The 26,870-nt window shown below is 77.2% G+C and carries 23 protein-coding genes; 6 read left to right on the top strand and 17 right to left on the bottom strand.

Annotated features, from left to right (window positions below; genetic code table 11):
• Positions 1-250 precede the first annotated feature (250 nt).
• The 3 genes from ACI79X_RS03775 to ACI79X_RS03765 form a co-directional block, all read right to left on the bottom strand.
• A complete protein-coding gene (locus tag ACI79X_RS03775) occupies positions 251-691 on the bottom strand; it encodes a hypothetical protein (protein WP_457024077.1) in 441 nt (146 codons plus the stop codon).
• A 35-nt stretch (positions 692-726) separates the two neighbouring features.
• Positions 727-960, bottom strand: a complete 234-nt coding sequence (locus ACI79X_RS03770) for a heavy-metal-associated domain-containing protein (RefSeq protein WP_457024076.1) — start codon at positions 958-960, stop codon at positions 727-729.
• A 103-nt stretch (positions 961-1,063) separates the two neighbouring features.
• Positions 1,064-2,554: an MFS transporter gene (locus ACI79X_RS03765; protein WP_457024075.1), complete on the bottom strand. Its 1,491-nt coding sequence runs from the start codon at positions 2,552-2,554 to the stop codon at positions 1,064-1,066.
• 125 nt (positions 2,555-2,679) lie between these two features.
• Between ACI79X_RS03765 and ACI79X_RS03760 the strand changes: the two genes are divergently transcribed.
• Together ACI79X_RS03760 and ACI79X_RS03755 are read left to right on the top strand one after the other, a co-directional pair.
• Complete coding sequence (locus ACI79X_RS03760) at positions 2,680-5,397, top strand: ATP-binding protein (RefSeq protein WP_457024074.1); 2,718 nt, start codon at positions 2,680-2,682, stop codon at positions 5,395-5,397.
• 114 nt (positions 5,398-5,511) lie between these two features.
• Positions 5,512-6,636 (top strand): flavin-containing monooxygenase, encoded by a 1,125-nt coding sequence (locus ACI79X_RS03755; RefSeq protein ID WP_457024073.1) that lies wholly within the window; start codon positions 5,512-5,514, stop codon positions 6,634-6,636.
• A gap of 90 nt (positions 6,637-6,726) precedes the next feature.
• Here the strand turns inward: ACI79X_RS03755 and ACI79X_RS03750 are convergent, their stop codons facing one another.
• Genes ACI79X_RS03750 through ACI79X_RS03740 form a run of 3 tightly spaced genes read right to left on the bottom strand, consistent with a single transcriptional unit; the run spans position 6,727 to position 10,127 of the window.
• Positions 6,727-7,803: an alcohol dehydrogenase catalytic domain-containing protein gene (locus ACI79X_RS03750; protein ID WP_457024072.1), complete on the bottom strand. Its 1,077-nt coding sequence runs from the start codon at positions 7,801-7,803 to the stop codon at positions 6,727-6,729.
• A 43-nt stretch (positions 7,804-7,846) separates the two neighbouring features.
• Positions 7,847-8,167 (bottom strand): hypothetical protein, encoded by a 321-nt coding sequence (locus ACI79X_RS03745; protein WP_457024071.1) that lies wholly within the window; start codon positions 8,165-8,167, stop codon positions 7,847-7,849.
• Complete coding sequence (locus ACI79X_RS03740; RefSeq protein ID WP_457024070.1) at positions 8,139-10,127, bottom strand: RICIN domain-containing protein; 1,989 nt, start codon at positions 10,125-10,127, stop codon at positions 8,139-8,141. Before ACI79X_RS03740 ends, ACI79X_RS03745 begins: the two co-directional genes overlap by 29 nt.
• A 166-nt stretch (positions 10,128-10,293) precedes the next feature.
• Between ACI79X_RS03740 and ACI79X_RS03735 the strand changes: the two genes are divergently transcribed.
• Complete coding sequence (locus tag ACI79X_RS03735) at positions 10,294-10,863, top strand: RNA polymerase sigma factor (RefSeq protein WP_457024069.1); 570 nt, start codon at positions 10,294-10,296, stop codon at positions 10,861-10,863.
• Between the two features lie 9 nt (positions 10,864-10,872).
• On the opposite strand, the gene ACI79X_RS03730 is transcribed toward ACI79X_RS03735, so the two are convergent.
• Entirely contained in the window at positions 10,873-11,325 is a 453-nt protein-coding gene (locus ACI79X_RS03730; RefSeq protein WP_457024068.1) for a hypothetical protein, read from the bottom strand.
• 140 nt (positions 11,326-11,465) lie between these two features.
• On the bottom strand, positions 11,466-14,093 hold the full coding sequence (locus ACI79X_RS03725; protein ID WP_457024067.1) for a CHAT domain-containing protein: 2,628 nt from the start codon (positions 14,091-14,093) through the stop codon (positions 11,466-11,468).
• A gap of 47 nt (positions 14,094-14,140) precedes the next feature.
• Here ACI79X_RS03725 and ACI79X_RS03720 point away from each other — a divergent pair, with 47 nt between their 5' ends.
• Positions 14,141-15,553, top strand: coding sequence for a S8 family serine peptidase (locus tag ACI79X_RS03720; RefSeq protein WP_457024066.1), 1,413 nt, complete (start codon positions 14,141-14,143; stop codon positions 15,551-15,553).
• A 45-nt stretch (positions 15,554-15,598) separates the two neighbouring features.
• Here the strand turns inward: ACI79X_RS03720 and ACI79X_RS03715 are convergent, their stop codons facing one another.
• Positions 15,599-17,599: a cytochrome b5 domain-containing protein gene (locus ACI79X_RS03715; RefSeq protein ID WP_457024065.1), complete on the bottom strand. Its 2,001-nt coding sequence runs from the start codon at positions 17,597-17,599 to the stop codon at positions 15,599-15,601.
• 206 nt (positions 17,600-17,805) lie between these two features.
• Between ACI79X_RS03715 and ACI79X_RS03710 the strand changes: the two genes are divergently transcribed.
• Complete coding sequence (locus ACI79X_RS03710) at positions 17,806-18,891, top strand: M4 family metallopeptidase (RefSeq protein ID WP_457024064.1); 1,086 nt, start codon at positions 17,806-17,808, stop codon at positions 18,889-18,891.
• Positions 18,869-19,195 carry a protealysin inhibitor emfourin gene (locus tag ACI79X_RS03705; protein WP_457024063.1) on the top strand — a complete coding sequence of 109 codons (327 nt, stop codon included), beginning with the start codon at positions 18,869-18,871 and terminating at the stop codon, positions 19,193-19,195. The genes ACI79X_RS03710 and ACI79X_RS03705 overlap by 23 nt, the downstream gene beginning before the upstream one ends.
• 38 nt (positions 19,196-19,233) lie before the next feature.
• On the opposite strand, the gene ACI79X_RS03700 is transcribed toward ACI79X_RS03705, so the two are convergent.
• The 8 genes from ACI79X_RS03700 to ACI79X_RS03665 form a co-directional block, all read right to left on the bottom strand.
• A complete protein-coding gene (locus ACI79X_RS03700) occupies positions 19,234-19,641 on the bottom strand; it encodes a hypothetical protein (protein WP_457024062.1) in 408 nt (135 codons plus the stop codon).
• Positions 19,642-19,767: 126 nt separating this feature from the next.
• The gene (locus ACI79X_RS03695) at positions 19,768-20,844 is read right to left on the bottom strand and encodes a DNA/RNA non-specific endonuclease (RefSeq protein ID WP_457024061.1); all 1,077 of its coding nucleotides are present in this window, start codon (positions 20,842-20,844) and stop codon (positions 19,768-19,770) included.
• Positions 20,845-20,891: 47 nt separating this feature from the next.
• The gene (locus ACI79X_RS03690) at positions 20,892-21,242 is read right to left on the bottom strand and encodes a hypothetical protein (protein WP_457024060.1); all 351 of its coding nucleotides are present in this window, start codon (positions 21,240-21,242) and stop codon (positions 20,892-20,894) included.
• 14 nt (positions 21,243-21,256) lie between these two features.
• Positions 21,257-22,114, bottom strand: coding sequence for a leishmanolysin-related zinc metalloendopeptidase (locus tag ACI79X_RS03685; RefSeq protein ID WP_457024059.1), 858 nt, complete (start codon positions 22,112-22,114; stop codon positions 21,257-21,259).
• 70 nt (positions 22,115-22,184) lie between these two features.
• Positions 22,185-22,895, bottom strand: a complete 711-nt coding sequence (locus ACI79X_RS03680; protein WP_457024058.1) for a peptidoglycan-binding domain-containing protein — start codon at positions 22,893-22,895, stop codon at positions 22,185-22,187.
• 23 nt (positions 22,896-22,918) lie between these two features.
• A complete protein-coding gene (locus ACI79X_RS03675) occupies positions 22,919-24,595 on the bottom strand; it encodes a hypothetical protein (protein WP_457024057.1) in 1,677 nt (558 codons plus the stop codon).
• Positions 24,596-24,719: 124 nt separating this feature from the next.
• Positions 24,720-25,847: a DUF2235 domain-containing protein gene (locus tag ACI79X_RS03670; protein ID WP_457024056.1), complete on the bottom strand. Its 1,128-nt coding sequence runs from the start codon at positions 25,845-25,847 to the stop codon at positions 24,720-24,722.
• A 120-nt stretch (positions 25,848-25,967) separates the two neighbouring features.
• Positions 25,968-26,792 (bottom strand): AfsR/SARP family transcriptional regulator, encoded by an 825-nt coding sequence (locus tag ACI79X_RS03665; RefSeq protein ID WP_457024055.1) that lies wholly within the window; start codon positions 26,790-26,792, stop codon positions 25,968-25,970.
• Between the last annotated feature and the right edge of the window lie 78 nt (positions 26,793-26,870).

Raw genomic sequence — 26,870 nt, 5'->3', positions numbered from 1 at the left:
GCGGTGAGCCGGCGCTCGCCCGGCTCGTCGGGGGTCGGCGAGGGCTCGAGCAGCGGGTTGACCGGGGCGGGGGCCTCCTCGGTGCGCGGGGGGGGGGGGGGGGGGGGGGGGGGGGGGGGGGGGGGCGCCGCGGGGGGGGGCGGGGGGGGGGGGGGCGGGGGGGGGGGGGGGGGGGGGGGGGGGTGGGGGGGGGGGGGGGGGGGGGGGGGGGGGGGGGCGGGCCCCCCCCCCCCCCCCCCCCCCACGGGCGTCAGCAGTGGGCGTACTCGGAGGGGCGCAGCAGCATCGCGGCGGCCATGGCCGGGAGCATCAGCACGTGGCCCCAGAGCACCAGGGCGCCCTCGCCGATGAGCCCGAGGCCGAGCGGGACGAAGAGCAGCAGGAAGGGCAGGTACATGGCCGCGCCCATCTCGGCGACGGGCCGCCAGCGGTGACCGCGCACCCGCATCCACGCGGACATGGCGACGGTCATGTTCGTCGCCATGATCAGCGCGCCCGTGTAGGGGTTCTCCATCAGGTCGGGGGCGTCGACGACGTCGAGGGCCCAGGTCCAGACCGGGTGCAGGGCCACCATCCCGACGGCCATCGCGACGACCATCTCGAGGAAGTGGACGGTGAACCGCTTCGCGGTCAGCCGGTGCGCGGTGTGCGGGGTCTCGGCCGGCGCGGGGGTGGGGGTCGTGGTGGTCACGGCTGGTCTCCGGTCACGGGTCGGGGTGGACGGGGTCACGGGACGAGGGCGTAGCCGGCCTCGTCGACGGCGGCGGCGATGTCGGCGCGGTCGACGGGGTGGGTGGCGGTGACGGTGACGGTGCCGCCGGCCAGGTCGACGGCGACGGACTCGACGCCGTCGACGGCGGCGATCTCCTCGGTGACGGCGCGCCGGCAGTGCCCGCACGTCATGCCGGTGACGGTGAAGGTGGTCGAGCCGACGAAGGTGCGGGGCGTGCTGGACAGCATGGGGACTCCTCTGGTGGTGGGTGGGCGGTGCTGTGGTCGGGGACGAGCGTCGGCGGGGGACCGGTGTGCTCTCACCGGTGGAATCGCCGGGATCGGCGCCGGGTCAGTGGCCGTGACCGTGGGTCGAGGCGCCGGCCGCGGGCCGGCCGGCGGGCACGGCGAGCAGGGTGAGGACGAACAGGGCGGCGAGGACGCCGGCGGTGGCGGTGAGGGCGCGGGCGTAGCCGTCGACCAGGCCGGCTGAGGTGGCCAGGTCTCCGGCGACGGCGGTGAGGGCCGCGACGCCGAGGGCCGCGCCGGTCTCGTGGCCGGTCATCACCAGCCCGGAGGCGAGGCCCGACCGCTCGGCCGGCACGTCGCCCATCGCGGCGACCGAGATGGCCACGAACATGGGTCCGACCCCGGTGCCCACCAGCAGGAACCCGGGCAGGACGTCGGCGGCGTAGGAGGTCCCGCCGGCGTTCGCGGCGAGCAGCAGCACGCCGGCGGCCAGGACCGGCAGGCCGGCCAGCATCAGGGCGCGGGCGCCGACGTGCCCGATGGCGTGCGACGCGAGGGCCGCGGCCAGGGTGATGGCGCCGGCCAGGGGCAGGAACTGCAGCCCGGTGACGACCGGCGAGGAGCCGGCGACGGCCTGCAGGTACAGCGAGCTCAGGAAGATCACGCCGACCACGACGCCGGTCACGCCGGCCATGACGGCCGACGCCGAGACCAGCGCGCGGATCCGCCAGGTCGACGGCGGCACCAGCGGGTCGGCGGCGCGGCGCTCGATCCGGGCGAAGGCGGTCAGCAGCACCGCGGCGGCGGCGAGGGCTCCCAGGGTGGGGAGCGCGGTCCAGCCGACCGAGCGGGTGGCCTCGATGCCGAAGACCAGGGCCAGGAGCCCACCGACCAGCGCCAGGGCGCCCGGCACGTCGAGGCGGCGGAACCCGCCGGGCCGGGCGTCGCCGCGGGGCACGGCGACCAGCGTGCCGACCACGACGGCGAACCCGATCGGCACGTTGACGAAGAACACCGCGCGCCAGTCCAGCGCGCTGGTCAGCACTCCTCCGAAGAGCACGCCGGCGGCGATGCCGAGGCTGCCGACGGTCCCCCACACGGCCAGGGCGGTCCGCCGCTGCCGGCCCGCATAGGCGGTCATGACGATCGACAGCGCGGCCGGGGTCAGCAACGCCGCGCCCGCGCCCTGACCCGCCCGCGCCACGACCAGCACCAGCGGCGTCTGCGCCAGCCCGCTGGCCAGCGAGGCGACGGTGAACACGCCGATGCCGGCGAGGAACGCCCGCCTGCGGTCGAACAGGTCGGCGACGCGCCCCCCGAGCAGCAGCAGCCCGCCCGAGAGCAGCACGTACACCGAGACCGCCCACTGGTACTCCCCGGCGGTCAGGTGCAGGCCCTCGCTGATGGACGGCAGCGCGACGTTCACCACCGACACGTCCAGGACGACCATCACCTGGGCGACGATCATCAGCGCGAAGACCGTCCACGGCCGTCGCGGGCCGTCCGCGGGTGTCCCGGTCGCCGCGGTCGGCTGCGGACCGTGGCGGTGGTGGTGCGCGGGGGTCACCGGTTGGGCGGCGGTGTGGGGCGACATGGCTCCTCCTCGAGGTCGTTCGGGTGGAGCCCCACGCTCGCCGGCCGCTGTGGTCGCTCACGCCGGGGAAACCGCCGGGTTCCCGCGCGCCCGGCCCGTCCTCCGCGCTCGGTACGGTCGCGGCCGTGCTGGCCGGACGGGAGAGCGAACGCGCGGCGATAGCCGCCCTCCTCGACGCCGCCCGGACCGGGTCGGGTGGCGCGCTGGTCGTGCACGGCGTCGCCGGGTCCGGGAAGTCGACGCTGCTCGCCGACGCCGTTGGCGCCGCGGCGGGCATGCGGGTGCTGCGCACCTCCGGGGTGGAGTCCGAGTCCCCGCTGGCGTTCGCGGCCCTGCAGCGGCTGCTCTGGCCGCTGCGGACCCGGATCGGTGCCCTGCCCGGACCGCAGCAGGCCGCGCTGCGCGCGGCGATGGGCGAGGCCGAGGGCGAGGGCGACCGCTTCCTGGCGTTCCTCGGCACGCTGAGCCTGCTCGCCGAGGCCGCCGAGCAGACCCCGCTGCTCGCGGTCGTGGACGACGCGCACTGGCTCGACGACGCGTCGGCGGCGGCGCTGCAGTTCGCGGCCCGCCGGGTGCAGGCCGAGCGGGTGGCGCTGCTGTTCGCCGCGCGCGACGGCGACGCGCGCCGCTTCGACGCCCCCGACCTGCCCGGCCTGGCGCTGGGCGGGGTCACCGGGGAGGACGCCGGCGCGCTGCTGACCGCACGCGCCGGCGGTGAGATCGACCCGGCGGTCCGTGACCGGCTCGTGGCCGCCACCGGCGGCAACCCGCTCGCCCTGGGCGAGCTCGCCGCTGCGCTCGGCGCCGACCAGCTCGCCGGCCGGGCCCCGCTGCCCGCCCAGCTCCCGCTGACCGACGGTGTCGAGCGGTCGTTCCTCGACCGCTACCGGAGGCTGTCCGAGCCGGCCCAGCGCCTGCTGCTGACCGCCGCGGCCGACGACACGGCCCGGCTCCCCGTCGTCCGGGACGCCGCCGACCGGCTGGGCGCCGACGACGAGGCCCTCGACGAGGCCGAGCGCGCCGGGCTCCTCCGGGTCGACGGGGACACCGTCGTCCTCTTCCACCCGCTCGTACGGTCCGGCGTCTACCGCGCGGCCACGAGCGCTCAGCGCCGATCCGCCCACCGGGCGCTCGCCGAGGCCCTGCACGCGGACGCCGACCGCCGGGCCTGGCACCTGGCCGCTGCCACCGACCGGCCCGACGACGACGTCGTCGCCGCGCTGGACGGCGTCGCCGAGCGCGCCGCTACCCGCGGCGGGCACGAGGCGGCGGCCGCCGCCTGGGCCCGGGCGGCGGAACTCGCCGGCGGCGGCGAGGCGCGCGGACGGCGGCTGTACCGGGCCGCGTCCTCCGCCTGGCTCGGCGCGCGCCCGGGCCAGGCGGCGGCGCTGGCCCGGGCCGCCGCGGCCGACGTCACCGACCCGCTGCTGCGGGCCCAGCTGCTGACCCTGCAGGGGCAGATCGAGTGGAACACCCGCTCGCTGGACGACGGCTACGACCTCGTCCTGCAGGCCGCCCAGGCCGCGGCCCGGGTGGACGAGGCCGTGGCCGGACACCTGGCGATGCTGGGCGCGGCGCTGGCGGCGTTCGGCGCCCGGTCACCCCGCGCCGTCGACCTGGGCGCGCTGGTCCCCCCGCCCGCGCCCGGGGCACCGAACCGCACCCGGGCCGCGGCGGCCCTGCTGTCCGGGTTCCTCGCCGCCGGCCGTGCCGACTGGGCGGCCGCGGCCGAGAGCTTCCGGTGCGCCTTCGCCCTGACCGACGACGACCCGGTCGACGACCACGTGCTGCAGCCCAACCTCGGCGTCGCCGCCATGGTGGTCGACGACGACGAGCACGGACTGCGGCTGCACGCCGAGCAGCTGACGGCGGCACGGGGCGCCGGCGCCCTCCCCATGGTGGAGCACGCCCTCACCCGGGCCGCCCACTTCCAGATCGCGACCGGGGCGTGGGCGGCGGCCGCCGCCGGCGCCGCCGAGGCGCTGTCACTGAGCGCCGGCACCGGGCACCCCGGGATGACCGCCCTGTCCACCGCCGAGCTCGCCGTGGTCGCCGCCCTGCGCGGCGACGCCGGCACCGCCGACCGGCACGCCGCGGAGGCGACGGCCATCCGGCAGGCGCATCCCGTGGGACTGGTCGACGGGATGGTGGCCGACCTCGTCCACTGGGCGCGGGGGCTCCGCGCCGGCGGCCCGCCGGCGACCGCGCTGCACCACCTCGAGCAGATCTCGGTCCCGGGGCTGCAGCGCATGGCCGCCCTCGATCGCCTCGAGGCGGCCGTCCGCGCGGGCCGCGACGACCTGGCCCGCGACTGGCTGGCCGAACTGGAGGCCTTCGCCGACGGCACCGGCGCCCCCGCTGCCGTCGCCGTCCTCGAGCACGGCCGAGCGGTGCTGGCCGAGGGCGCCACGGCCGAGGAGCACTTCCGGCGCGCACTCGCGGCGCACGAGCGGTCCCTGCGCCTGCCCGACCGGGCCCGCACCCACCTGGCACTCGGCGAGCACCTGCGCCGGGCGCGGCGCCGGGTCGACGCCCGCGAGCACCTGCGCGCGGCCCTGGCGCTGGCCGAGGACCTCGGAGCCGCGCCCTGGGCCGAGCGGGCCGCGACCGAGCTGCGCGCCTCCGGCGAGACCGCCCGCCGCCGCGACGTCTCCACCGCCACGGAGCTCACCGCGCAGGAGCGCCAGGTCGCCGCGCTGGTCCGGCAGGGCCTGTCCAACCGGGACGCCGCCGCCCAGCTGTTCGTCAGTCCCCGCACGATCGACTTCCACCTGCGCAACGTCTTCGCCAAGCTCGGGGTGGCCTCCCGCGCCGAGCTCACCGCCCTCCCGCTCGACCTCTGAGGCCGGGGCCGCCACGCCGGCGCCGTCGACGAACCCGGCGGTTCTCCCGGCGTGAGGCACCCGCGTCCCTCCTAGCGTCCGGCGCAGACCCCGGCACCGACGAAGGAGATCCCCGTGTCCCGCTCCCCCCGCACCTCCGACCACCGGCACCACGACGTCCTCGTGATCGGCGCCGGCCAGGCCGGCCTCGCGCTGGGCCACTTCCTCGCGCGGCGCGGCGCCGACTTCCTGCTGCTGGACGCCGCCCCGGAGATCGGGCACAGCTGGCGCACCCGGTGGGACTCCCTGCGGTTGTTCAGCCCCGCCCAGTACGACTCCCTGCCGGGCATGCCGTTCCCCGCGCCCGCCGACACCCACCCCGGCAAGGACGACGTCGCCGACTACCTCGCCGCCTACGCCGCCCGCTTCGACCTACCGGTCCGGTCCAGCTCACCGGTGCTGCGCCTGTCCCGCGAGCCCGACGGGACCTTCGCGGCGATGACCCCCACCGGCACCGTGCGCGCCAACCAGGTCGTGGTCGCCACCGGCCCGTTCCAGACCCCGCGCGTCCCCGCCGTCGCGGCTCAGCTCGACCCGTCCGTGCCGCAGCTCCACAGCGCCGCGTACCGCAACCCGACGCAGCTCCCGGGCGGCGGCCGTGTGCTGGTCGTCGGCGCCGCCAACTCCGGCCTCCAGATCGCCGCAGAGCTGGCCGCCACCCAGGAGGTCACCGTCGCGGTCGGCTCGACCCCGCTGCAGCTGCCCCAGCGCATCGCCGGCCGGGACCTGTTCACCTGGCTGACACGGGCCGGGTTCTTCACCGTCCCCGCCGAGTCGCGCATCGCCCGCCGGCTGCGCGCCCGCGGCGACCTGGTGATCGGCAGCCGGCGCGGCGACCTCCGCCGTCGCGGGATCGACCTGCGGCCGCGGCTGACCGGGTTCACGGGCCGCACCGCACGATTCGCCGACGGCAGCACGACCGACGTCGACGCGGTCGTGTGGGCCACCGGCTACCGCAGCGACCACTCGTGGCTGGACATGCCCGGCGTGGCCGTCGACGGCCAGGTCCGCCACACCGCCGGGGTCACCGAGGTGCCCGGCCTGTACTTCCTGGGCCTGCCGTGGCAGACCTGCCGCGGATCGGCGCTGCTGGGCTTCGTCGGCGCCGACGCCGCCGGCCTGGCCGACCGCATGGCCACCGACCTCCACCGGCCCGCTCCCGCGCCGGCGTCACCGGAGGCGACCGTCGCTCCCGTGTGACCTGCCCTCCGCGCCACCAGCGCGGACCACACGCCTGACGATTGCAGCGGTCCGCCCGAGGACGACGATCCCCGTTGTCGCAGTGTCGGGCTACGTGCCGACCATGCCGTTCCCGGGCCGGCCGGCGTCAGCGGCGGGGTCGACCACGGTCATCCCGGCGACCGTCGCCCGGTCGAACACGGGCAGCAGCGCGGCCGCCTCCTCGAGGCCGATGGTGCGCTCCACCAGCCGCTGCGGCTGCAACGCGCCGCGCTCGACGAGCGCCATCATCTCCGGGTAGTCGGCTGCGGCCATCCCGTGGCTGCCCAGCAGGTCCAGCTCCCAGCCGATCGCCCGCGCCATGGGGACCCGCGGGTGGCCGTCGACCGGCGGCAGCAGCCCGACCTGCACGTGCCGCCCCCGCCGGCGCAGGCTCAGGACCGAGTCGGCGCAGGTCTGCTCGCTGCCCACCGCGTCGACGGCGACGGAGCTGCCGCCGCCGGTCAGGTCCGCGACCGCCGCCGGGACGTCGCGGCCGTCGGCGGGCACCGTGTGCTCGGCGCCGAGGCCGGCGGCCACGGCGAGGGCCTCCGGGTTGCGGTCCACCGCCACCACCCGGGCGCCCAGCGAGCGGGCGACCATGACCGCGCTCAACCCCACGCCGCCGGCACCCACCACGGTGACCCACTCCCCCGCGGCGACCCGCGCGCGGCCGACCAGGGCGCGGTAGGCGGTGGCGAACCGGCACCCCAGCGCGGCAGCGGCGGTGTCGTCGACCCCGTCCGGGATGCGCACCAGGTTCGCGTCGGCCGCGTGCAGCGCCACGTACTCGGCGAAGGACCCCCAGTGCGTGAAGCCCGGCTGCTGCTGGTCCGGGCAGACCTGGGCCTCTCCCGCCCGGCACCACTCGCAGCGCCCGCAGCCGCAGACGAAGGGGACGGTCACCCGGTCGCCGGCGCGCCAGCGGGTGACACCCGCACCGACCTCGGCCACCACCCCGGCGAGCTCGTGACCGGGCACGTGCGGGAAGACGACGTCGTCGTCGTGCCCCGCCCAGGCGTGCCAGTCGCTGCGGCACACGCCCGTGGCCGTCACCCGCAGCACCACCCCGCCGGCGGGAGCCGCGGGCTCGGGCACCTCCCGCACCTGGGGCTGGGCTCGGACCGAGTCGACGACGATGGCGCGCACCGCTCCAGGCTGCCAGCCCGGCGCCGGCCACCCGCCGGGTCCGTCAGCGCGGCGCGTCCGGCGGCTCGAAGCCCGGTGCGTCCCAGGCCAGCCCGTCACCGGGGCGCGTCTTCGGCCGGCGGCCCAGGACCCACGCGTCGGCGAAGAGCCGCTCGGTCCCGGTCAGCCGGTCCCGGACGTCGTCGGGCAGCTCCGGTTCCCCGACGCCGAGGACGCCCGGCGCGGTCAGGAGGGCCGCCCGGGCGTCCTCGCCGACCTCGACGACCGCGAGCCGCGGAGGCAGGTGCTGGACCAGCGTGACCGCCCGGCCCAGCCGGTTCAGCACCCGCCCCACGTCATCCGCGACCAGCAGGAGAGTCGGCACCGGTGAGGGTCTCCTCGTCGGCGCGCGGCTGCGGGATCCCGGCCGGCTCCGCCCCGGGCTCGGCCCCGGCCGGTTCGGGCGCGCCCGCCACGGTGACGACCTGCGGCACGAGCCAGCGCTGGTTCGGCCCGCCGTGCCAGTCCCACTGCAGGACCTGTGCGCCGTTGCCCTGCCCCGCCCCGGCCACGTCGAGGGCCCGCCCGCTGTGCCGGGCGGTGATCCGGACGTTGCCGTCACCGAGCGCGTTCACGGCGAACTGCTGGTTGGGCCCGCCGTGCCACGGCCACTGCAGCAGCCGCGCCCCGTTCGCCCTCGAGCCCCCCTCGACGTCCAGCACCAGGCCGCTGTGCTGGGCCACGATCCGGTACCAGCCGCCCGCGAGCCGCTCGAACCGGAAGGCCTGGTTCGCCCCGCCGTGGTACGGCCACTGGACCAGCAGCGCGCCCCGGGCGGTGGACGCGCCGGCGACGTCGAACACCTGGCCGCTGTGCGCCGCGGGGACCGCGGAGGTCAGCAGCCAGCGCTGGTTGTCACCGCCGTGGAAGTCCCACTGGACGAGCTGCGCACCGTTGCCGGTGGAGGCCCCGGTGACGTCGACCGCCCGGCCGCTGTGCCGGGCGACGATCCGGGCGTAGCCGTCCCCGAGGCCCTCGATCCGGAACTGCTGGTTGTTCCCGCCGTGCCACGGCCACTGCAGGAGCCGCGCCCCGTTCGCCGTCGACCCCCCCTCGACGTCGAGCACCTTCGAGCTGTGCAGGGCGACCAGCCGGTACCAGCCGCCCCCGAGGTGGTCGGCGCGGAACGCCTGGTTCTCCCCACCGTGGTACGGCCACTGGATGACCAGCGCGCCGTTCGCGGTCGACGCCCCGTTGACGTCGGCCACCTTGACGCTGTGCTTGGCGACGATCCGGGACGGCATCCAGCCGAGGTGCGCCGGGGTGACCGGGCACATCGTGAAGTCGTTGCCCTTCATCAGGCACGGGATCCCGCCGCCGGGAGCGCACCGCTCACAGTTGAGGTTGGGCTCGCCGAACCGGCCCCAGGCCCCGCCGCAGTCGCAGCCGCTGCCGGCGTACTCGTCGGGACACCCGAACACGTGGCCGGTCTCGTGGGCGAACACGCGGTCGATGTTGTCCGGGCCCCAGCCGTCGTTGTCGTAGTGCATGACCACGCGCGGACCACCGATGGACGCGTAGGCGAAGTGCCGCACCGGGTACTTCACGAAGAACGCGCAGTAGGCCCACCGGCTGGCCAGCCGGGTGCGGAGGTCGCGGACGTAGGCGCCGACGCCGCCGAAGTCCGCGGCGAAGCCCAGGGCCGCCATCGCCGGGTTGCGCCAGCGTCCCTCCAGGTCGGGGTCGGCAGGGTCCGCGGCCACGCTCACCCGGACGACCCGGATGTCGTGGACGAAGCTGACGCCGGCGGCGGGGTTGGCCGTGGCGAGGTAGCTGAGCCCGTTCTGCACCTCGGCCACGACCTTGGCGCGCTCGTCGGCGCTGAACTGGAGGTCGGCGCTCGGGCCCTCGACCACGATCACGCCGACGGCGACCCGTCCCTCCAGGTAGGCGCTGGTCGGGGCGCCGGGCGGGATCGGGGCGCCGGCGTCCTCCGGCGCGGCCGCCTCGCCCTCGTCGGTGCAGCTGTAGTCCATGTCCCAGGGCTCACCCTGCCGCGGCCGCTGCGCCTTCGCCGAGGCGTACCCGTCCGACAGGCGGAGCCGGAGCGCGCTCAGCCCGAGCGTCTCGGTCTCGGTGAGCCGGTCCAGGAGCTCGGCGGGCACCTCCGCCGTCGGCGCGCCCGCCCCCGCGTCCGCGCCGGGATCGAGGGACGGCGTCTCGACGCGGATGCGGTCGCCGTACTCGTGCAGGACGCGCCCGGTCGGTACTGCGGCTGCCGCGGCACCGGGCTGGTCTCCGTCGACGACGACGAGTCGCTCCTCCAGGGGCAGGTCACCGGCCATGTCTTCCTCCTCGTGAGCCGTGCGGACCGGCCGAGGGTCGCCCGGCGCCCGTCACCGCCCCGTCACGGGCGCCGTCCGCCTCCGCCGGCCGGCTCGTCCCGCGGCCCGGGCCCGCGTCACTACGCTGAGCCGGGCCCGTGGCACCCGGCAGTGAGGGGGGACGTCCGTGGAGGCCGATGGGGACGAGGACGCCGTCGCCGCGCTCGTCGCCCGGGCACTGGCCGGCGAGTCCCCCGCGTGGGACCGCCTCGTGGAGCGGTTCACGCCCCTGGTGCTGTCGATCGTGCGCCGCAACCGGCTGCAGGACGCGGAGGCACAGGACGTCGTCCAGACGGTGTGGCTGCGCCTGGTCGAGCACCTCGGCGCCGTCCGGGAGCCCCGGGCGCTGCCCGGGTGGATCGCGACCACCACCCGCAACGAGTGCCACCACGTCAGCCGCGGTCGGCCGGCGGTCCCCTCCGCCGACCTCGACGCCCACGGGCCGGTCGACGGTTCCCCGGGCCCGGACCGGGCTCTGCTCGAGGGCGAGCGGCACGAGGCCCTGCTCGCCGCGCTCGCCGAGCTCCCCGAGCGGCAACGACGGCTGCTGCTGCTCCTGATCGAGGACCCGCCCCTCCCCTACGAGGAGATCAGCCGGCGCCTCGGCATGCCGATCGGCAGCATCGGGCCGACGCGGGCCCGCGCGATCGCGCGGATCCGGTCCCACGGCGCGGTCCGGGGGTTGCTCGAGGTCTGAGGCGCCCGCTCAGAAGCGCACCCACTCGGTGACGACCTCCCCCGCCGGCGTGGAGCAGCGCAGCCGCGCCGGGCCGGTCACCGTCCGGTCGAAGCGGAACCGGCCGAGCTCGTCGGCCTCGGTGCGGTCCACCTCGCCGCCGGGGTGCAGCAGCGACACCCGCCCGGGACCGGCCGGGACCAGTTGCCCGACCAGGCAGTCCTCGTCCCGCGCCACCTCGACGGACGCCGTCCGCCCCTCGAAGACCAGGTCGCGGGGGCCGGTGGGGCTCCCGCGCACGCCGGCCGGCTCGTCGACGAGCGAGTCGGAGGTCAGGGCGGCGAGCTCGGCGTCGACGGTCCGCCACGAGAAGGCGGCGCGGGCGGCCTCGGTCATCGCCGCCGTGGGGGTGCCCGCGCCGCGGACCGCCGCGCGCAGCTCGTCGAGCAGGTCGTCGTCCCCGTCCGGTCCCGGTGCCGCCATCTCCCCACCTCCCCTCGCTCCCGCGGTGGTCCCGCAGGGGCATGGTGCCCCGCAGCGCGGCGGGCGGCCAGCACCGGCCGCGGCCGTGCCGCTCCTCGTCAGAGGCCGGACCCGCGCTCCTGATACCGGTCCGGCCGGACTCAGCCCGCCCCGTAGGCACCGAAGGCGCACCAGTGGACGAACTGCCGCGGGTCGGCGGTGTCCAGCCGTGCGCGGGCGGCGTGCAGCGCGTCCGCCACGGTCCGCCCCCCGGCCAGCCCGCGGTGGACCTGGCGCATGAGGTCCACCGACTCGACGTCGCCGACGGCGACCGTGCTCGCCAGGACACCCGTCGTCCCCCGGGCCAGGAGTGCGCTGACGAACCCGAGCAGCTCGTCGCCGGCGTAGGCGACGTCGGCGGCGGAGTCGCAGGCGGCGAGGACGACGCGCCGGGGCGCGATCCCCCGGCGGTCCAGCTCGTGCACGGTCAGCCGGCCGTCGGCCAGCTCCAGGGCCGAGAAGGTCGGGTTGTCCGCGCGCAGCCGGCCGTGGCAGGCCAGGTGGGCCAGCCCTGCGCCGGCCAGCGCGTCGGTGGTCGCGGCCACCGTGGCGGCCTCCCCGGTGAGGACGGCGGGCCGCTCGTGGCACCGGCGCACGGCCTCCACCTCGGCGACCGCGCCGGGCAGCCGGGGGCCGGCGACGAGCACCACCGCGCCGGCGTCCGGCGGCGCGGCCGCCCGGGTGCGCGCCCACAGGGCGGCCGAGGGCGCGGTGGTCACCGGGGCGCCGTGCAGCGCCGCCCAGGGCACGCGGTGGGTCCGCCCGTCGGGGACGACGACCAGCGGGACGTCCGCGGGCACCTCCAGCGGGTGCAGCAGCAGGGCCGCCAGCCGCCGCAGCCCCTGGTCGGCGCTCGCCCGCGCGGCAGCGACCGCGGCCGGCCGGCCGGGGCGGACGAGGCGCCGCAGCGCGAACAGCAGGCCGTCGCACTCGGCCCGCACGGCGCGGGCCGGCCCGAGGTGGACCAGGTGGCCGCGGCGGTCGTGCAGCACGACGGCGACCAGCTCCTCCCCCACCGTGGCGAACGACGCCAGCGCGCGGCCGTCGAGCCGCCGGCGCAGCTCGCCGGGCGTGCAGACGGTCGCCCGCCCGGCTCCGGAGCCGGACCGCTGCCAGGCGCCGCGCCGCACCCGGGCCTCCGCGGCGGCCTGTCGGGCGCGGAGCTCCGCCGGCTCCTCGCCGGTGTCGCGCAGCGCCTGTGCCAGCTCGGCGTGGACGAGCCGGAGCTCGGCGAGCTCGTCCTGCAGCCCGTCCGGTGCCGGCGGCTCGACGCCGAGCAGGGCCGCGGCGCGGGTCCGCTCCATCCAGCCCAGCACGCGCAGCGGTGAGCCGGTGTGCAGCAGCGCCTCCAGCCCGAGGCGCCCGAGCTCGACCCCGTGACCGGAGGCGAGCGCCCGCAGCTCCGTGGACCCGAGCGCGGCGCGGTGCCGGGCGAGGTCGGCGAGCCCGGCCCGGCAGTGCCGCAGGACGGCGTCGTCCCGGCCGGCCAGCCGCTCGGCGGAGGCGGCGGCGAGGTGCCCCCGCAGGCGCAACAGCACCGGACCCCGCCGGCTGCGGTCCCGCGCCGTCTGCAGGCAGCGCCGGGCGACCCGCGGCCGTCCCAGCCGCGCGGCCAGCCGGCCGGCGGCCAGGTGCGCGGCCGCCGCGGCCGACGGCATGCCCGCCCGGTCGAGGTACCCGGCGGCCCGGGCGGCGCGGCGCACCACCTGCACGTCGGCGGTCCCGTCGAGGAGGGCGGCCTCGGCGGCGAGGACGGTGGCCCGGGCGGCCCAGGCGGTGCGGCGCTGCCGGCGGAACTGCCGCTCGGCCTCGTCGGCGGCCGCCCGCGCGACCCCGGCGTCCCCGGCGAGCAGCGCCGTCTGCGCCACGGTCAGCCGGGCCTCGGCGGCGAGGAGCAGGACGCCCTGGGCGTCGAGGTCCGCGGCGGCGCGCCCGGCCAGCTCCCGCGCCTCCGGCAGCAGCCGCAGCTCGGCGAGGACGTCGGCGTACTCCATGTGGTACTCGCCCAGCGGCACGCCGGTCTCCGTGAACAGCTCCGTGGCACGGTCGAGCTGGGACAGCGCCTCCGCGAGCCGTCCGCTCTGGGCCAGGACGAGGCCGCGGTTGTGCGCCACGAACGCGTACATCGAGGGCCCGATGCCGGCGGCCAGCTCCTCGGCGCGGTCGAGGTGGCGCAGGCTCTCGTCGAACCGTCCCCGGGAGGCGGCCACCAGAGCGAGGTTGTTGGCCGCGCTGCCCCGGTTGTCCAGCGTCGCGGCCGGGTCGGCCACGACACGGCGGTAGGACGCGGCCGCCGGCTCCAGGCGCCCGAGGTTGTGCAGCAGCACGGCGCGCATGAACTCCGCCTCGGGGACCGACCGGTCCGCCCCGGCCACGGCCCGGTCCAGGTCGCGCAGGGCGACGGCGACCTGGCCGAGCTCGAGGACGACCGCCGCGCGGCTGACGAGCAGGCCGGGGAGCCGGTGGGCGAGCCCGGTCCGCCGGGCCAGCCGGACGGCCTCGTCGAGCAGCTGCAGCGCCCGCCGGTTCTCCCGCCGGGCGCGGGCCGCCCAGGCGAGCGCCCGCAGGCCGACCACCAGCGCCTCGCCGTCGGCGGTGCGGCGGGCGGCCTCGACGACGTCGGCCGCGGCCCGGTCGAAGCGACGCGGGTCCCCGACGACGCCGTCGTAGGCCTGCTCTGCGCGTATCAGGAGGGAGCCGCCCGGCTCTTCCCGTGTGACGCCGGTCACCGGGACGATTCTGCTCCGGACCCGGCCGAGTGAGGAGGAGATCCCCCATGGCGGACGCCCACCAGTTCCAGCCGCCTCCCCCGGAACGACGTTCCCCGGAACAGATCGACGCCCAGCGGACCGCGGTCGAGGCGCAGATCTCGGCCTGGTTGGCCGAGACGGCCACCGAGGACGCACGCCGGGCCGACCGGGTGGGCGCGCTGACCGATCTACAGGTGCGCAGCAGCGGCCTCCGGCCGGCACGGATCCAGCTCGACGACGACGGGATCGCCGTCACGCCGAACCGGTTGGTCGTGCGCCGTGACGACGCACCCGCGGTCGTCGCCGAGCTCCGGGACCGCTACTACGCGCCGCAGACGGTGTCCGTCCCGGGGCTCGACGGGCTCCGCGTGCTCACGACCGTCGGGGCGGGCGCACGCAGCCTGCGTGCGTCGGGAGCCGTGGCCCGGGCCGTGGCGGGCGACCGCGCGGCACCCAGTCACGTCTCGCTCCTCGGCGCCATCCGGAAGGCCGTCGGCGGCCCGGAGCCCTCTGGTCCCGGCGGAACCGGTCTGTGGGACCTCCTGCCCGCCGAGGCGGAACGGGCCGGCCCACGGATCGCGGTCATCGACAACGGGGTCAGCGGCGAGCAGCGCGCCGACGGCTGGCTGACGGGGCTCGCTCGCACCGACAACCTGGACCCGCTGGACGTCGTCCCGGCGGACGACTACCTCGACCGCGCAGCCGGACACGGCACCTTCGCCGCCGGGATCGTGCAGCAGGTCGCGCCCGGCGCCGACGTGGTCGTGGTGCGGGCACTCAACAGCGAGGGTGACGGCGACGAGGTGGACATCGCCCGGGAGATCGTGCGCGCGGCCCAGGACGGCGCGGAGGTCATCAACCTCTCCCTCGGCTTCCTCACCGCGGGCGATCGCCCTCCGCTCGCGATCGAGGAGGCGCTCCGCACGGCGATCGCGGTCGCCGACGCGCAGGACCGTCACCTCGTCGTCGTCTGCGCCGCCGGCAACTACGGCGACCAACGGCGGTGCTGGCCCGCCGCGTTCTCCGCCGTCCCCGAGTTCGAGCGGCACGTGGTCTCCGTGGCGGCGCTGCGCCTCGACGGGACGGACGAGCAGCAGGTCGTGGGCGCGGAGTGGTCCACGCACGGCGACTGGGTGACCTGCTCCACCCTGGGCCAGGGGGTCGTGTCCACGTACGTCGTCGGCCGGGAGTCGCCGGCGTCGGACGAGCTGGACCCCGACACCTTCGGGCCCAACTCGTGGGCCACCTGGAGCGGGACCTCCTTCGCCGCCCCCCAGGTGGCCGCAGCCGCCGTCCGCATGGTGCGTGACGGGAAGGCCGACACCGCCCGGGCGGCGCTCGACGTGCTCCTCGACGAGGCGCGCGAGCACTCCGAGAAGGCGAACGGGACGCCCATCCTCCAGGGATTCGGCGTCCCGCTGCGGATCCTGCCGGTCTGAGCTCCCGGAGGACCGGCCCCCGGGGGACCTCCCGGGGGCCGGTCCTCAGCACGCCGGCCGCACCCGGTGCACGGCGACGGTCGTCCCGCCGGCGCACCGGGGGACCGCCTCCGCCACCAGGCACCACAGGTCACCCCGGTCGAGGACGGCGTCCCCCCAGGCGTCGAAGGCCCGGGCGCCGGCGACGAGCAGCGCCTTCGTGGCGGCGATCCGCTGCTCGACCAGGTCCAGCAGGTGCCGGGTCGGTCGAGCGGGTGGGAGCACCCGAGGGGCCGGGGCCGTCCTGATCCCGCCGAGGGGCATCCGCCGCTCACGCAGGACCCGGCCGGCCAGCGGCGCGAGGACCTCGGCGGCGAACCGGGGCAGGTATTCGTCCGCGAAGCGCGACGCGGTGTCCGCGGCCCGGTCCTCCTGGAGAGCGGAGGGCCGCCCGCCGCCGGCACCGCACAGGTCGGTGCCCCGCCCGAACGACCGGTCGAGCCGGAAGGCGTTCTGCAGGTGGACCACCTCGGCGAGGGCGCCGAGCCAGGCGTCGTGGAGTGCGCGGACCCGGGGGACGGCGGGACGGACGAGCGGTCCGACGTCGGTGGCCGCGAGCAGGTGCGTTAGCCCCGGGCGGCCGGCGTGGGCCCGGTCGAAGGCGGCGGTGGCGTCGAGGCCGGCATGACCGCGCAGCACCGCCGCGCCGCCCGGGTGGCGCCGTACGAAGCCGGTGACGTCGTGCACGCGGCCGCCGACCGCGAGCCACCAGCCGTGCCCGTCGTCGTTGTGCTCGGCGAGATCCGCGACCGAGACCGCCCGGCCCTCCGCCCGCAGGGACCCGTCGACCGGACGTGCTCCCGGTCGCGGGTCCCGCTCGCCACGGGACGCGGTGAGGGCGTCGTCGACGGTCTGCCAGGTCAGCTCCCGCGGTGACCCGGCGAACCCGCCGATGGTCAGGCCGCGCCCCACCATGAAGGCGACGGCGAGGTAGCCCGACACCCGGCGCCGGTGCCGGCCGAGGAAGCCGTCCGCTCCGGCGTAGGCCTCCCGCGCCGCCTCGAACGAGGCCACGAGGTCCGGCGTCGGGCGGGAGGCGACGTACCCGGACACCGGCACCTCCTCGACGGCGTCGAGGAACGTGCGCCAGCGCGGCGGGGAGCTCCGGCGGTGGAGCAGGATCTCCCGGCCGAGCTGGCTGTCGTGGCGCCGCCTGCCGAGGAGCGCGTCGAGCAGGGCGAAGACCGGGGACGCCGTGCCGCTCGGCCCGAGGACGCCGGGGGCGAGCGGCACCGCCAGCGGGGCCACCGTCTTGGCCCAGACGACCGGGTCGACGGCGGTGCGGCCGTCCGGGCGCGGGTCGATGAGCCGCAGCGACCGGGTCGCGGCGCGGACGGCGGCGGTCACCCGGTCCAGCGCGTCGCGGAGCGCCTCGGCGTCGTCGTCGAGCACCGCCTGCTGGGCGTCGGCCACCGCCCCGACCACCGGCGCGCAGCGGGCCAGGATCTCCACCTGCGCGAGGTAGAAGACGCGCTCCTCCTCGTTGCCCGCGACGGGGACGAGCAGGCGGAGGTCGTCCGACACGAGCGGGAGGGCGTCCCGGCCGTCGGCGAAGCGCCAGTTGTGCACGATGAGGTCGGGATAGGCCAGGACGGGGTCCGGTGCGCGCCCCAGGCGGCGGCGGACCTCCGCCCAGGGCCCGGCGATGCCCGCGGGGAGCGCGGCGGGCCGGGGTGCCCGGCAGTGCCAGTAGCTGTGGCCGAGGAGGCCGAGCACCGTGGCCGCGCGCTGCAGGGCGGCGGCGGGCAGGGCGTCCGGGCCGGCGGGCAGGACCGGCATCCGGTCCAGCACCTCGCGGACGGCGAGGTCGTGGAAGAGGTCCGGCAACCGCGCCGCCGCCTCGTCCCAGGCGGCGTGGCTGCCCGGTAGGGCCAGGAGCGGCGCACGGGTGGGCAGGAAGCCGCGATCGGCCGACAGCGGGCCACGGCCTTCCTCCCCCGGCCGGTCGGCGGTCTCCTCCGCGGTGGCGAGCACCCGCGCGGCGGGTGCGGTCCGGTGCGCGCCCATGGCGGCTCCTCGGGATGGCGGCCCGCCGGGAACCGGGAGGCCGCGTCGACGGGCGATCCGTGCTCTCCGGACCAGAGGCCGGGGACGCCGCCGCTGATACGCCCGCGCCGACGACGCGCGGGTGACGGGCCGGTGACGGTGCCCCGGCGACGCTCACCGGCGACCCGGAGCGGGTCGCCCACCACTTCCGCCGGAGTCCGATCCCGATGACTCGCACGCCCGCGGCGCCGGCCGCCGTCTGCTCGTTCATCCCCGACCACGTCCTCCGCTCCGTCGCCGAGCGCGGGAGTCCCGAGCAGCGCCGCGAGGCGCTCCGGGCCCTGGCCACCTCGGGGACGATGCGCTCCCTGCGCACCCAGGCCGAGGCGCGCCGGTCGGTCCTCCCGCGGTCCGCGATGCCGGAGATCACCACCGCGCTGGCGCCGCCGACGAAGGAACGGCTCATCCGGGACGCCCGGAGCACGCCGGACCTGCGGGGCCCGATCATCCGCACCGAGGCCGGCCCGGCGAGCGCCGACGAGACGGCCGAGGCGGCGTTCGAGCGCCTCGGCGCCACCTGGGACTTCTTCTCCGAGGTCTTCGGGCGCAACTCGATCGACAAGGCCGGGATGCCCATCGAGGGCGTCGTCCACTACCGACGCGACTACGACAACGCGCTGTGGAACGGCTCGCAGATGATCTTCGGCGACGGCAGTGGGCGGCTGTTCACGCGACTCGCCCACTCGCTGACGGTGTGCGCCCACGAGCTCGGCCACGGGGTCGTGCAGTACGACGGCCCGCTCGTCTACCAGGGCCAGTCCGGTGCGCTCAACGAGTCCATGGCCGACGTGCTCGGCGTCCTCGTGGAGCAGTGGTCGCTCGGGCAGCCCGTCGAGCAGGCGGACTGGCTCGTCGGCCGCGAGATCCTCGCCCCGGGGGTCACCGGCAAGGCGCTGCGCTCACTCGTGGAACCGGGCACCGCCTACGACGACGACCTGCTCGGCCGGGACCCGCAGCCGGGCCACATGGACGACTACGTCGAGACCGACGAGGACAACGGTGGGGTGCACGTCAACTCGGGCATCCCCAACCGCGCGTTCGTCCTCCTCGCCCAGCGGCTGGGCGGCCGGGCCTGGGAGGACGCCGGGCGGATCTGGTATGCCTCGCTGGGACACGAACGGCTGCTGCCCACCGCCACGTTCCGCCAGTTCGCCCGCATCACGCGCACCGTGGCCTCCACCGTCTTCGGCGCCGGCAGCCCGCAGGTGTCGGCGGTCGAGGAGGCCTGGGATGGCGTCGGGGTCCGGCTCTGAGGCGGTGCGCGTGCACCTGCGCCGTACCGGGGGCCTGTTCGCAGGCGCCCGGCTCGAGGTCGACGCCGGCCGGGAGGACCTCGGCCCGGCCGGAGTCGCGGCGCTGGACCGGCTGCTCGCCGGTCCCCACCCGTTCGTCCCTCCGGCGACGGGCGGGACGGCCGACGGCTACCGCTACGACCTCACGGTCCGCCGCGGCGAGGAGGAGGTCGTCTCCCTCCGCGTCGGCGAGCTGGAGCTGCCACCCGAGCTCGTCCCGCTGGTCGACGCGCTCGAGCAGCGGGCCCGCGGCGAGCGGGGCTGATCCCGCGGGACGAGCCCGCCCCGGACGGGGTTCGACCCTCACGCGGGCCGGGACCGCCGTGGTGGCAGGGCCCGGCACGAGGACCCCCGGGAGGGCCGGCCGGCGGCCCGGGACCCCGCGGCCTCCGCGGCCTCCGCGGCGTCCGGCTGTCCGGGCACGCGGTCGTCCTGCGGGCTCCGGACGTGTGCCAGGGCCTCGCGGAAGCCCTGCTCGTACCAGCGGGGTGCGTTGAGCACGACCCCCGCGGGTGCGGCGCCCGACGCCGCGTCCCACACGAGGGCGGCGAACCGCTCCGGGTCGAGGCCACGGCACCACGGGCCCAGGGCGGCCGGCTCGTCGGCCGGCTCGAACGCGGCCGCCAGGCGGCCGTCGGCACGCCCCAGGGCCAGGGCCACCTCCAGGGCGCGCAGGAGCGGCGTCGACGGGCCGTGCTCGCTCGTGGTCATGACCGCCTCCGGACACTGGTCGCACCGTGGTCCCACCCGCGCGGTCCTCCCGGGCCGGGGCGGGTGACGTCAGGAGGAGGCGGCCGGGGGTCCGGTGATACCGCCGGGCCGGCCGCGGGCAGCCGGTCACCACCGGATGTCGGAGAGGGACCGGAGCGGCTCGCGTCCCCCCACCAGGCCGGGCGGCACGACCGTGTCGGCCGCCCGCAGCACGTCCGGGAAGCGCAGGCCGGTGCGGTCCTCGACCTCCGGGAGCGCCACCTGGAAGACCCGGAACTCGTCGAGGTCGAGCAGCTCGAGGTGGTCGAGTGCCTGGGTCAGCAGGAAGGCCCGCGCCCGCAGCGCACCGGCCTCGCGGAAGGCCAGCACCTTCCAGTACTCCCGAGGCACCCGCACCCCCCGGTACACGCGGTCGTCGGCGGCGAGCACCGGCCCGCCGAACACGCTGACCCGCAGGTCCTCGACGTCGGCGTCGGCGAAGACGGCGTCCTCGAGCCGGCCCCAGACGCCGTCCCGCCGGCTCTGGTTGAAGTCGTCGAGCTGCGGTGCGACGTTGGTGAAGTAGAACGAGTCGCGGTTCGCCGCCTCGGCGACGGGCAGGTCCCCCCAGACCAGGTCGGCCCGGCGCGCGATGTGCCCCCGGTCCAGGCGGTTGCCCGCGTACAGCTCGTCGCCCACCTGGAGGTGCTCGGCGACCTGCGGGTCCCGGACGAACCGCAGGCCCCTCCGGCTCAGCGCCTTCAGCGCGCCGCCGTCGACGTTCCAGGCGACCCAGAGCGCGAACCGGCGGGACACGCTCATCTGCAGGGAGAAGTGCACGTGCGCGACGACGGTGCCGCCGTCGGACGTGGGCGCCACGTCCGCGAGGAGCGCGGCACCCGGCACGGGGGCCGGGACCTCCACGCCGAGGAAGGAGGGGTCGTAGCCGCCGGCGGTGCCCGGTCGGGGCCCGTCCCCCCGCGAGGCGAGGCCCTCGAGCCCCTCGGGCCCCTGGTCGAGGACGAACCGCAGGGAGACCTCCGGCACCTGCCGGCCGCCGAGGGTCCCGTACTGGATCCCGACGGAGCGCACGTCCAGGTCGGCCAGGGACGCCGGCTCGCCGGCCCGGAGGAACCGCCCGAGCGCGCCGAGCAGTCCCCGGGTCGGCGGGCGCGCCACCTCGCCGCTGCCGTTCCCGCTCACACCGGTCGTGTCCGTGGTCACCGGGATCTCCTCCGCGTCGACGAGCCGGGCCCGGCAGGCGGCTGCCGTCAGGTCCCCTCGGGTAGCTGCCGCAGGGCGGCACGGGGCACGTCGACGGCCAGGCCGCCGGCGGTGACGACCCGGCACGGGTCGTTCCCGCGCCCGCCCGGCAGCAGGGCGACCCGCGTCCCCGCGGGCAGCACACCGTCGGGCGGGCGGTCCCGTCCGGGCCGGTCGAGGTGGTACGGCTGCTCGGCGAGCAGCTCGTGGGTCAGCCGCCCGGGCACCGGCCGGACGACGTTGCTGGCCGGGGGCAGCGCCTCCGCCCCGAGCACGACGAACCCGGGCCGGCGGACGGCGGGCTCCTCGCGGGCGCCGTCCCCCGGTCGCCCGCGCCCGTGGCTCCCGCCGTCGCTCACCGCGCCCCGTCCGGTCAGCCGGCCGGCTGCAGGCTGCCGCCGGGCAGCACGACCGGGATCGACGGCAGCACGATCCCGTCGTCGATCGGTGCGGCGTGCGGCACCAGCCCGCCGCTGACGGCCAGGGCCATCAGGTCCGGGAGCTCGTAGGCCTCGGCGGCGTCGACGTCGACCTGGTAGCCGAGGTCGCCGAAGCTCGCCACGGTCAGGCGGCTGAGCGGGTTGCCCGCGGCGCCGACGAAGCCGGTCATGAGCTCGTCGCGGAACACGCTCTCCCGCCAGTGGCCGTCGCGCGTGCCCGGGCCCCCGGTGTTCTCCACGGGCACCGGCTGCGGGCCGCTGCCCAGCAGCGCGCCGAACTCCGCCTGGGCGCCCGGCCCGGTGAACGTCGGGTCGGCCGTGCCGCCGCCCTGCAGGAGGCCCTTGAGGTCCCAGATGGTGCCGATGCCGAGCACGTGGCCCATCTCGTGGGCGATGACGTCGTGCAGCGTGCCGTCGGACTCCATGCGGGCCAGGTCGGCCGTGTCGAAGGACATGATCCCCTTCACCGGGAGGAACGCCGCGTCACCGGCGGCCTCCGGGCGGACGTGCGTGGGGCCGGCCTGCCCGAGGATCCGGCCCGGGCCGTCGATCGGCACGCCCTGCGCCAGGACGAGCAGGTCGTCGACCACCTCGCCGTCCACCAGCACGTCGGGCAGGTCACCGACGATGACCCGCGCCCAGCGGTCGGCCGCCGCGGCGAACGCGTCCCGCTGGGCGTCGGTGAGCCCGCCGACGAAGCGGACCTCGATGGTGAACGGGGAGTCGGTCTTCGCGAGTGCCCGGGCGCGCCCGGCGTCGGCGCGCGCGAGGTGGGTCTCGTGGTCGGCCACGGCTGGTCCTCCTGTTCGTGGTGCCCGTCGCCACCGCGGCGCGGGCCGTCCTGGGTGCTGCGCCGAGGGCTCAGAGCCCGAGGGCGTGCCGCATGGCCGCCCGGGAGGCGGGCCCGACCACGCCGTCGGCGGCGAGGCCGTGCGCCCGCTGGAAGTCACGGGTCGACGCCTCCGTGCGGGGGCCGAAGTGCTCATCGACGTCGAGAGCCCGGCTCAGCGCCAGCACCAGCCGCCACTGCCAGGTGGCGACGGCTGCGCCGCTGTCCCCGCGGCGCAGCAGCCGGGTGCCGGTGCCCGGTTCGGCGTGCCACACGTCGACGACGACCCGGGTCGGGCCGGTGAGCGTGGATGCCCGGATGCCCGTGCGGGCCGCGACGCCGATCCCCCAGGTGAGCTGCGCCTCGAGGTCCCCGGCGTCCGCGAGGTCCCGGAAGGCGGCTGACCCGGCGAGCCCCGGGAGCGGGCCCTCGAGGGTCGGGCGCCCGTCGTCGGTGTGCGCGGTCGCCGGGTGGACGTCGACCTGGACGACGGCGCGGCCGCGCAGCGGGATCCCGTCCCCTCTCCCCTGGTGGCGCAGCACGTCGACGTACTGCACCCGCACGCCCGGGACTGGACCGTCGAGGTCGAGGACCAGCCGGTCGAAGGCCGTGTTCCGCCCGGCCCGGATCCTGCGCAGCCGGGCCGGGAGCCCGGCCTCCGCACGCACGGCCCCGGGCGCCACGTCGTCCGCGGCCCCCGGCACCATCTCGTCGGGCGTCGCCCCTGGCAGCACGTCGGTCATGGCCCCACCTCACGCGGCGGCCGTCACCGGGACGTCACCGGAGCCCCACCCGTCCCGACGAGCGGCCGGCCCTCCGGCTCCCCGGTATCCGGCGGTGGGTCACCGAGGGGTCCCCCGGGCGGCTGACCCTCCGGAGCCGTGCGGTGCCAGTTCACCAGCAGGCGGAGGTTCGGCTCGTGCTGAAGCGTCACGGCGGCCAGCGCCATGCGGGTGAGCAGGGGCAGCCCCGGTGTCCCGGGCGCGGCCGTGACGCCCGCCGGCCGCGGAGGGCACCCGGCCACGAGGGCGAGCGGGGCGACCGGCGAGTCGGGACCGGGCCAGCAGCCGCCCGGCCGCAGGTCGAGGTCGAGCGCGTCGACCAGCTCGAGCAGGTCCGTGCTCGTCCGGACGCCGAGGGCGCGCAGCTCGGCGTAGGTGGTGCACGGGTCGTCGAGGTTGTCGATCCGGGGCCGTCCCGTCCGGAGCAGGAGCAGGGACTGGTCCACCCAGTCCACGATGCGTTGCATCGGGATGCGTGCGCCGAGCGCGATGTCGGCCAGGTCGGCCGTGGCCAGGTGCTCGACGTCCTCGATGCTCACCTCGGCCAGACGGGACTCGCTCCAGATGTCCATGCCGTCCAGCTGGGACAGCGGGAACGGGGGCTCCAGGCCGCCCCGGAAGCGCCCGGTCAGCTTCCCCACCACACGGCGCAGCAGCTGCACACCCACCGTCGGGAAGACGCCGACGGCGAAGGCCACGACGTTCTCCCGGGGGTCCGGCCCCCCGGCCGGGGCACCGCTCAGGGCGAAGACCTGGTCGATGCCGGCCACGAGGACCAGCACCGTCACCACCCGGACGACGCCGGCGAGGTAGGCACCGGGACGGAGGTCGTTCTGGAAGTAGCGGCGGATGAGCAGCGAGAGGAGGAAGAAGTAGGCCCCGAGGAAGCCGGCCCGCAGCGCGTCGACCAGCCGGGGGAGCGTGTCGGCCACGGGGGCGGACCAGACGACGAACGCCCAGCACACGGTGAGGGTGGCGACACAGAGGTAGACCGAGGCGAGCCGGCTGAGGGTGTCCCGGTGCACGTCGTCGTCGGAGGCGGGCCAGCGCCCGTACTGCCCGACGAACCTGCTCCGGTAGCTGCTCGGCCGGCCCCGGTAGCCCGGTCCGCCCGACTCGTACCACCGACGCCACGCCGCTGAGGAGCGTGAGGGCTCGGGCAGGAAGCGTGGCTCGTCGACGCCGAGCCGGTGCAGGACCTGGACGTACTCGTCGCACAGGGGCCCGATGCGGAAGCGGATGAACCGCAGGTAGAGGAAGCCTGGCAGCAACCCCAGCAGCAGCACGGCGAACGCCTGGGCGGCGGGGACCTGCCAGGACGGGTGGGTCCGGAAGGCGACGTAGGTCGCGGTCGCCAGCCCCGTGACGACCAGGAAGACCGAACCCGGTGCGTTCCAGACGTGCTCGCGGACCCAGTGGACGGTCGACGGCTCGGTCGGCGGCTGCTGCCCGGCCTCGGCGTCGTGCGGTGCGGTGCCGAGGTAGCGGTCGTAGAGGGCGTCGACGTCCGCGGGCCGCTGCTCGAGCACCCGGGCCAGCCGCCGGGGCAGGTCGTCGGCCCCGGAGGCGTCACCGGCCGGGGCGAGCAGGCGGAAGGCCGGCTCGAGGTGCGCGGCGAGGGCGTCGACCCGGCCCGTGCGCGGTCGGGTGTCCCTCGTCATGGCGGTGCGGACCGGTCGGCGGCGGGTCCGGCACAGGACACCGGGACGGGGGCCGGGTGGTCCGGGGCGGTCACGGTGCCCTCCCTCTCGTGGGTCCGTCCGGTGGGGTCCCTCACCGGGCCGGTCAGCCGGTGAGTGCGGGCGCGCCCTGGCGCGCCCCGGTGCTGAGGACCGGCGTGACCTGCGGGCTGCCCTCGAGGTAGGCGACGAGCTGGCGCGGGGCGTACCGCGCCCGGGGGTCCTCGTGCCGCCGGACCGCGGTCGAGGCCACCGACTCGGAGGACGCGTCCTCCGCACCGATCGGCCGCGAGTGGGCCCGCAGCAGGCGGAAGATCCACGTCCGCGAGTCGTGCAGGACGCCCAGGGGATCCGGGTCCACGGGGAAGGTCCGGCCGTCGTAGACCGGTGGGGCGCCGTCGGCCGGCGAGCGGTAGGCGTCCTCGCGGAACGCCAGTCCGCAGGAGCGGGCGCGGTCCACCATCCACAGGAGCGCGATGTCGGCCAGCTCCGACCGGGCGTGCCCTCCGCCGACGTCGCAGTGGTCGCCGCTGAACCAGACCTGCTCGACGTCCGGGCGCCCGGCGACCGAGCGCCGGTCCCAGAGCGTCGGCGCGAAGGGTCCGCGTCGCTCGTCGATGGCGAGCGCCTGGAAGGCGGCGTCGACGGTGCTGCTGAGCCGGGTGTCGTGGAACTCCCAGCGACGGTTGAGCAGCCTCGAGAGCCCGAGCCCGACCGACGGGATGCCGAGCGAGCCCACGGTGTCCCAGACCCCCAGGAAGCGGATCCGCGGGGTGGAGCTGTAGGCGCGCTGGAACAGCTGCGCCTCGAGGTCGCGCGGACCCGTGGCCCGCGACCGGTACAGGGCGTACGCCTCCCCCAGCCGGCCCGCGTGCTCGCGCCGGAGGACCCCGCAGTTGCGGATGAGCCCGACGGTGCTGCGCGCGGTGTACGCCCCGCGGCTGAACCCGAAGAGAAAGATCTCGTCGCCGGGGTCGTAGTGCTCGACGACGAAGCGGTAGGCGTCCTGCACGTTCCGCGACAGGCCCACGCCGAAGGCCCCGCCCAGGAGGCGCTCACCGGGCCGGGTGCCGACCCCCTGCTGGTAGTACACCCGCTGCTCGACGCCGTCCCCGCCCCGGCGGTCGACCCCCAGGGCGACCTTGGCGACGTTCGTGGGGCACGGGCGGCCGTCGCGCTCCTGACCGGCCGTGTTCCACGTGCCGTCGCAGCAGAGCACCAGGCGTTTCGGCATGACGACCTCCTCCGGTGCGGGCCGCGACCTCTCCGCGGTCGCGGCGCACGGTAGGGCGGGCGGCGTCACCGCCCCGTCAACGGGGAACGGGCGGCGGGTTCCGGAGCCACGGCAGTCCGGTCACGCACGCTGCGCCCCGACGGCCCCGGCGGCGACCACCGGCCGAGGATGCGGGACGCGCCTCGTGCGCAGGTCCCGGGCCGCGGCGGGTACCTGCCACCGGGACACCAATTCCTGCATCCGGCGGGACGGCGGGACGGCGAGCTCCCGCCACAGCAGGTCCCGGAAGGCCGCGTGGGCCCGCATGGCCTCGGCGAGGTTGCCCTCGGCGAGGTGGGCCCGGACGACGGTGCGGTGGGCGCTCTCCCGCAGCGGCTCGGCCCGGATCGCCACGTACGCGGCCTGGATCGCCTCGGCGTGCCGGCCGGCGGTGCACAGGCGCGTCGCGACGGTCTCCAGGGCGTGCAGCCGGACCTGGTGCAGCCGGTCGCGCTCGAGGAGCACCCAGTCGTCGTACCACCCGGGGAGCAGGTCGCCGAGGAGAGCCGGGGGCGGCAGGGTGACCCGATCCGTCCCGGTACGGGGGTCGCACACCCGGTCGGCCCACCCCGACAGGTCGTGCACGTCGACGCGGACGCCGGCGGCCAGGCGGAGGGTGTCGTGCGTCGCGTCGACGAGCCCCGGGGCGGACCGGCGCAATCGCCACAGCGCGGAGCGCAGGCTGGCCTGTGCCCGGTCCTCCGGGACGTCGGGCCACAGGGAACCGGCGGCCGCGGCGCGGGAGGGCCGGCCGGTCAGGCACAGGTGGGCCACGAGGCGCTGCACCGACCGGGGCAGCTCGTCCGGAACCGGTCCGCCGGTGGCCCGGCCGGCCCGGACGGCGAACCCGTCGAGCAGCGTGACGTGCGATCCGCTTGCCGCGGCAGCGCGCGGTGTCCGGTCCATCCGCGTTCCCCGATCACGAGTGAGGTCGTCGACCGGAGGAGGTGCGCGCCGACGGCGCTGATACCGGACCGAGGGCAC

This window comes from Geodermatophilus sp. SYSU D01119 (assembly GCF_054049975.1).
The sequence above is the reverse complement of the archived record's forward strand: the minus strand, read 5'-3'. Positions and strand labels throughout refer to the sequence as shown.

What these genes read in the sequence shown, in the direction of transcription:
- ACI79X_RS03770 (WP_457024076.1), bottom strand. Translation starts at nt 960, where the DNA reads ATGCTGTCCAGCACGCCCCGCACCTTCGTCGGCTCGACCACCTTCACC.
- ACI79X_RS03765 (WP_457024075.1), bottom strand. Translation starts at nt 2,554, where the DNA reads ATGTCGCCCCACACCGCCGCCCAACCGGTGACCCCCGCGCACCACCAC.
- ACI79X_RS03740 (WP_457024070.1), bottom strand. Translation starts at nt 10,127, where the DNA reads ATGGCCGGTGACCTGCCCCTGGAGGAGCGACTCGTCGTCGTCGACGGA.
- ACI79X_RS03730 (WP_457024068.1), bottom strand. Translation starts at nt 11,325, where the DNA reads ATGGCGGCACCGGGACCGGACGGGGACGACGACCTGCTCGACGAGCTG.
- ACI79X_RS03720 (WP_457024066.1), top strand. Translation starts at nt 14,141, where the DNA reads ATGGCGGACGCCCACCAGTTCCAGCCGCCTCCCCCGGAACGACGTTCC.
- ACI79X_RS03715 (WP_457024065.1), bottom strand. Translation starts at nt 17,599, where the DNA reads ATGGGCGCGCACCGGACCGCACCCGCCGCGCGGGTGCTCGCCACCGCG.
- ACI79X_RS03710 (WP_457024064.1), top strand. Translation starts at nt 17,806, where the DNA reads ATGACTCGCACGCCCGCGGCGCCGGCCGCCGTCTGCTCGTTCATCCCC.
- ACI79X_RS03705 (WP_457024063.1), top strand. Translation starts at nt 18,869, where the DNA reads ATGGCGTCGGGGTCCGGCTCTGAGGCGGTGCGCGTGCACCTGCGCCGT.
- ACI79X_RS03700 (WP_457024062.1), bottom strand. Translation starts at nt 19,641, where the DNA reads ATGACCACGAGCGAGCACGGCCCGTCGACGCCGCTCCTGCGCGCCCTG.
- ACI79X_RS03680 (WP_457024058.1), bottom strand. Translation starts at nt 22,895, where the DNA reads ATGACCGACGTGCTGCCAGGGGCGACGCCCGACGAGATGGTGCCGGGG.
- ACI79X_RS03675 (WP_457024057.1), bottom strand. Translation starts at nt 24,595, where the DNA reads ATGACGAGGGACACCCGACCGCGCACGGGCCGGGTCGACGCCCTCGCC.
- ACI79X_RS03670 (WP_457024056.1), bottom strand. Translation starts at nt 25,847, where the DNA reads ATGCCGAAACGCCTGGTGCTCTGCTGCGACGGCACGTGGAACACGGCC.
- ACI79X_RS03665 (WP_457024055.1), bottom strand. Translation starts at nt 26,792, where the DNA reads ATGGACCGGACACCGCGCGCTGCCGCGGCAAGCGGATCGCACGTCACG.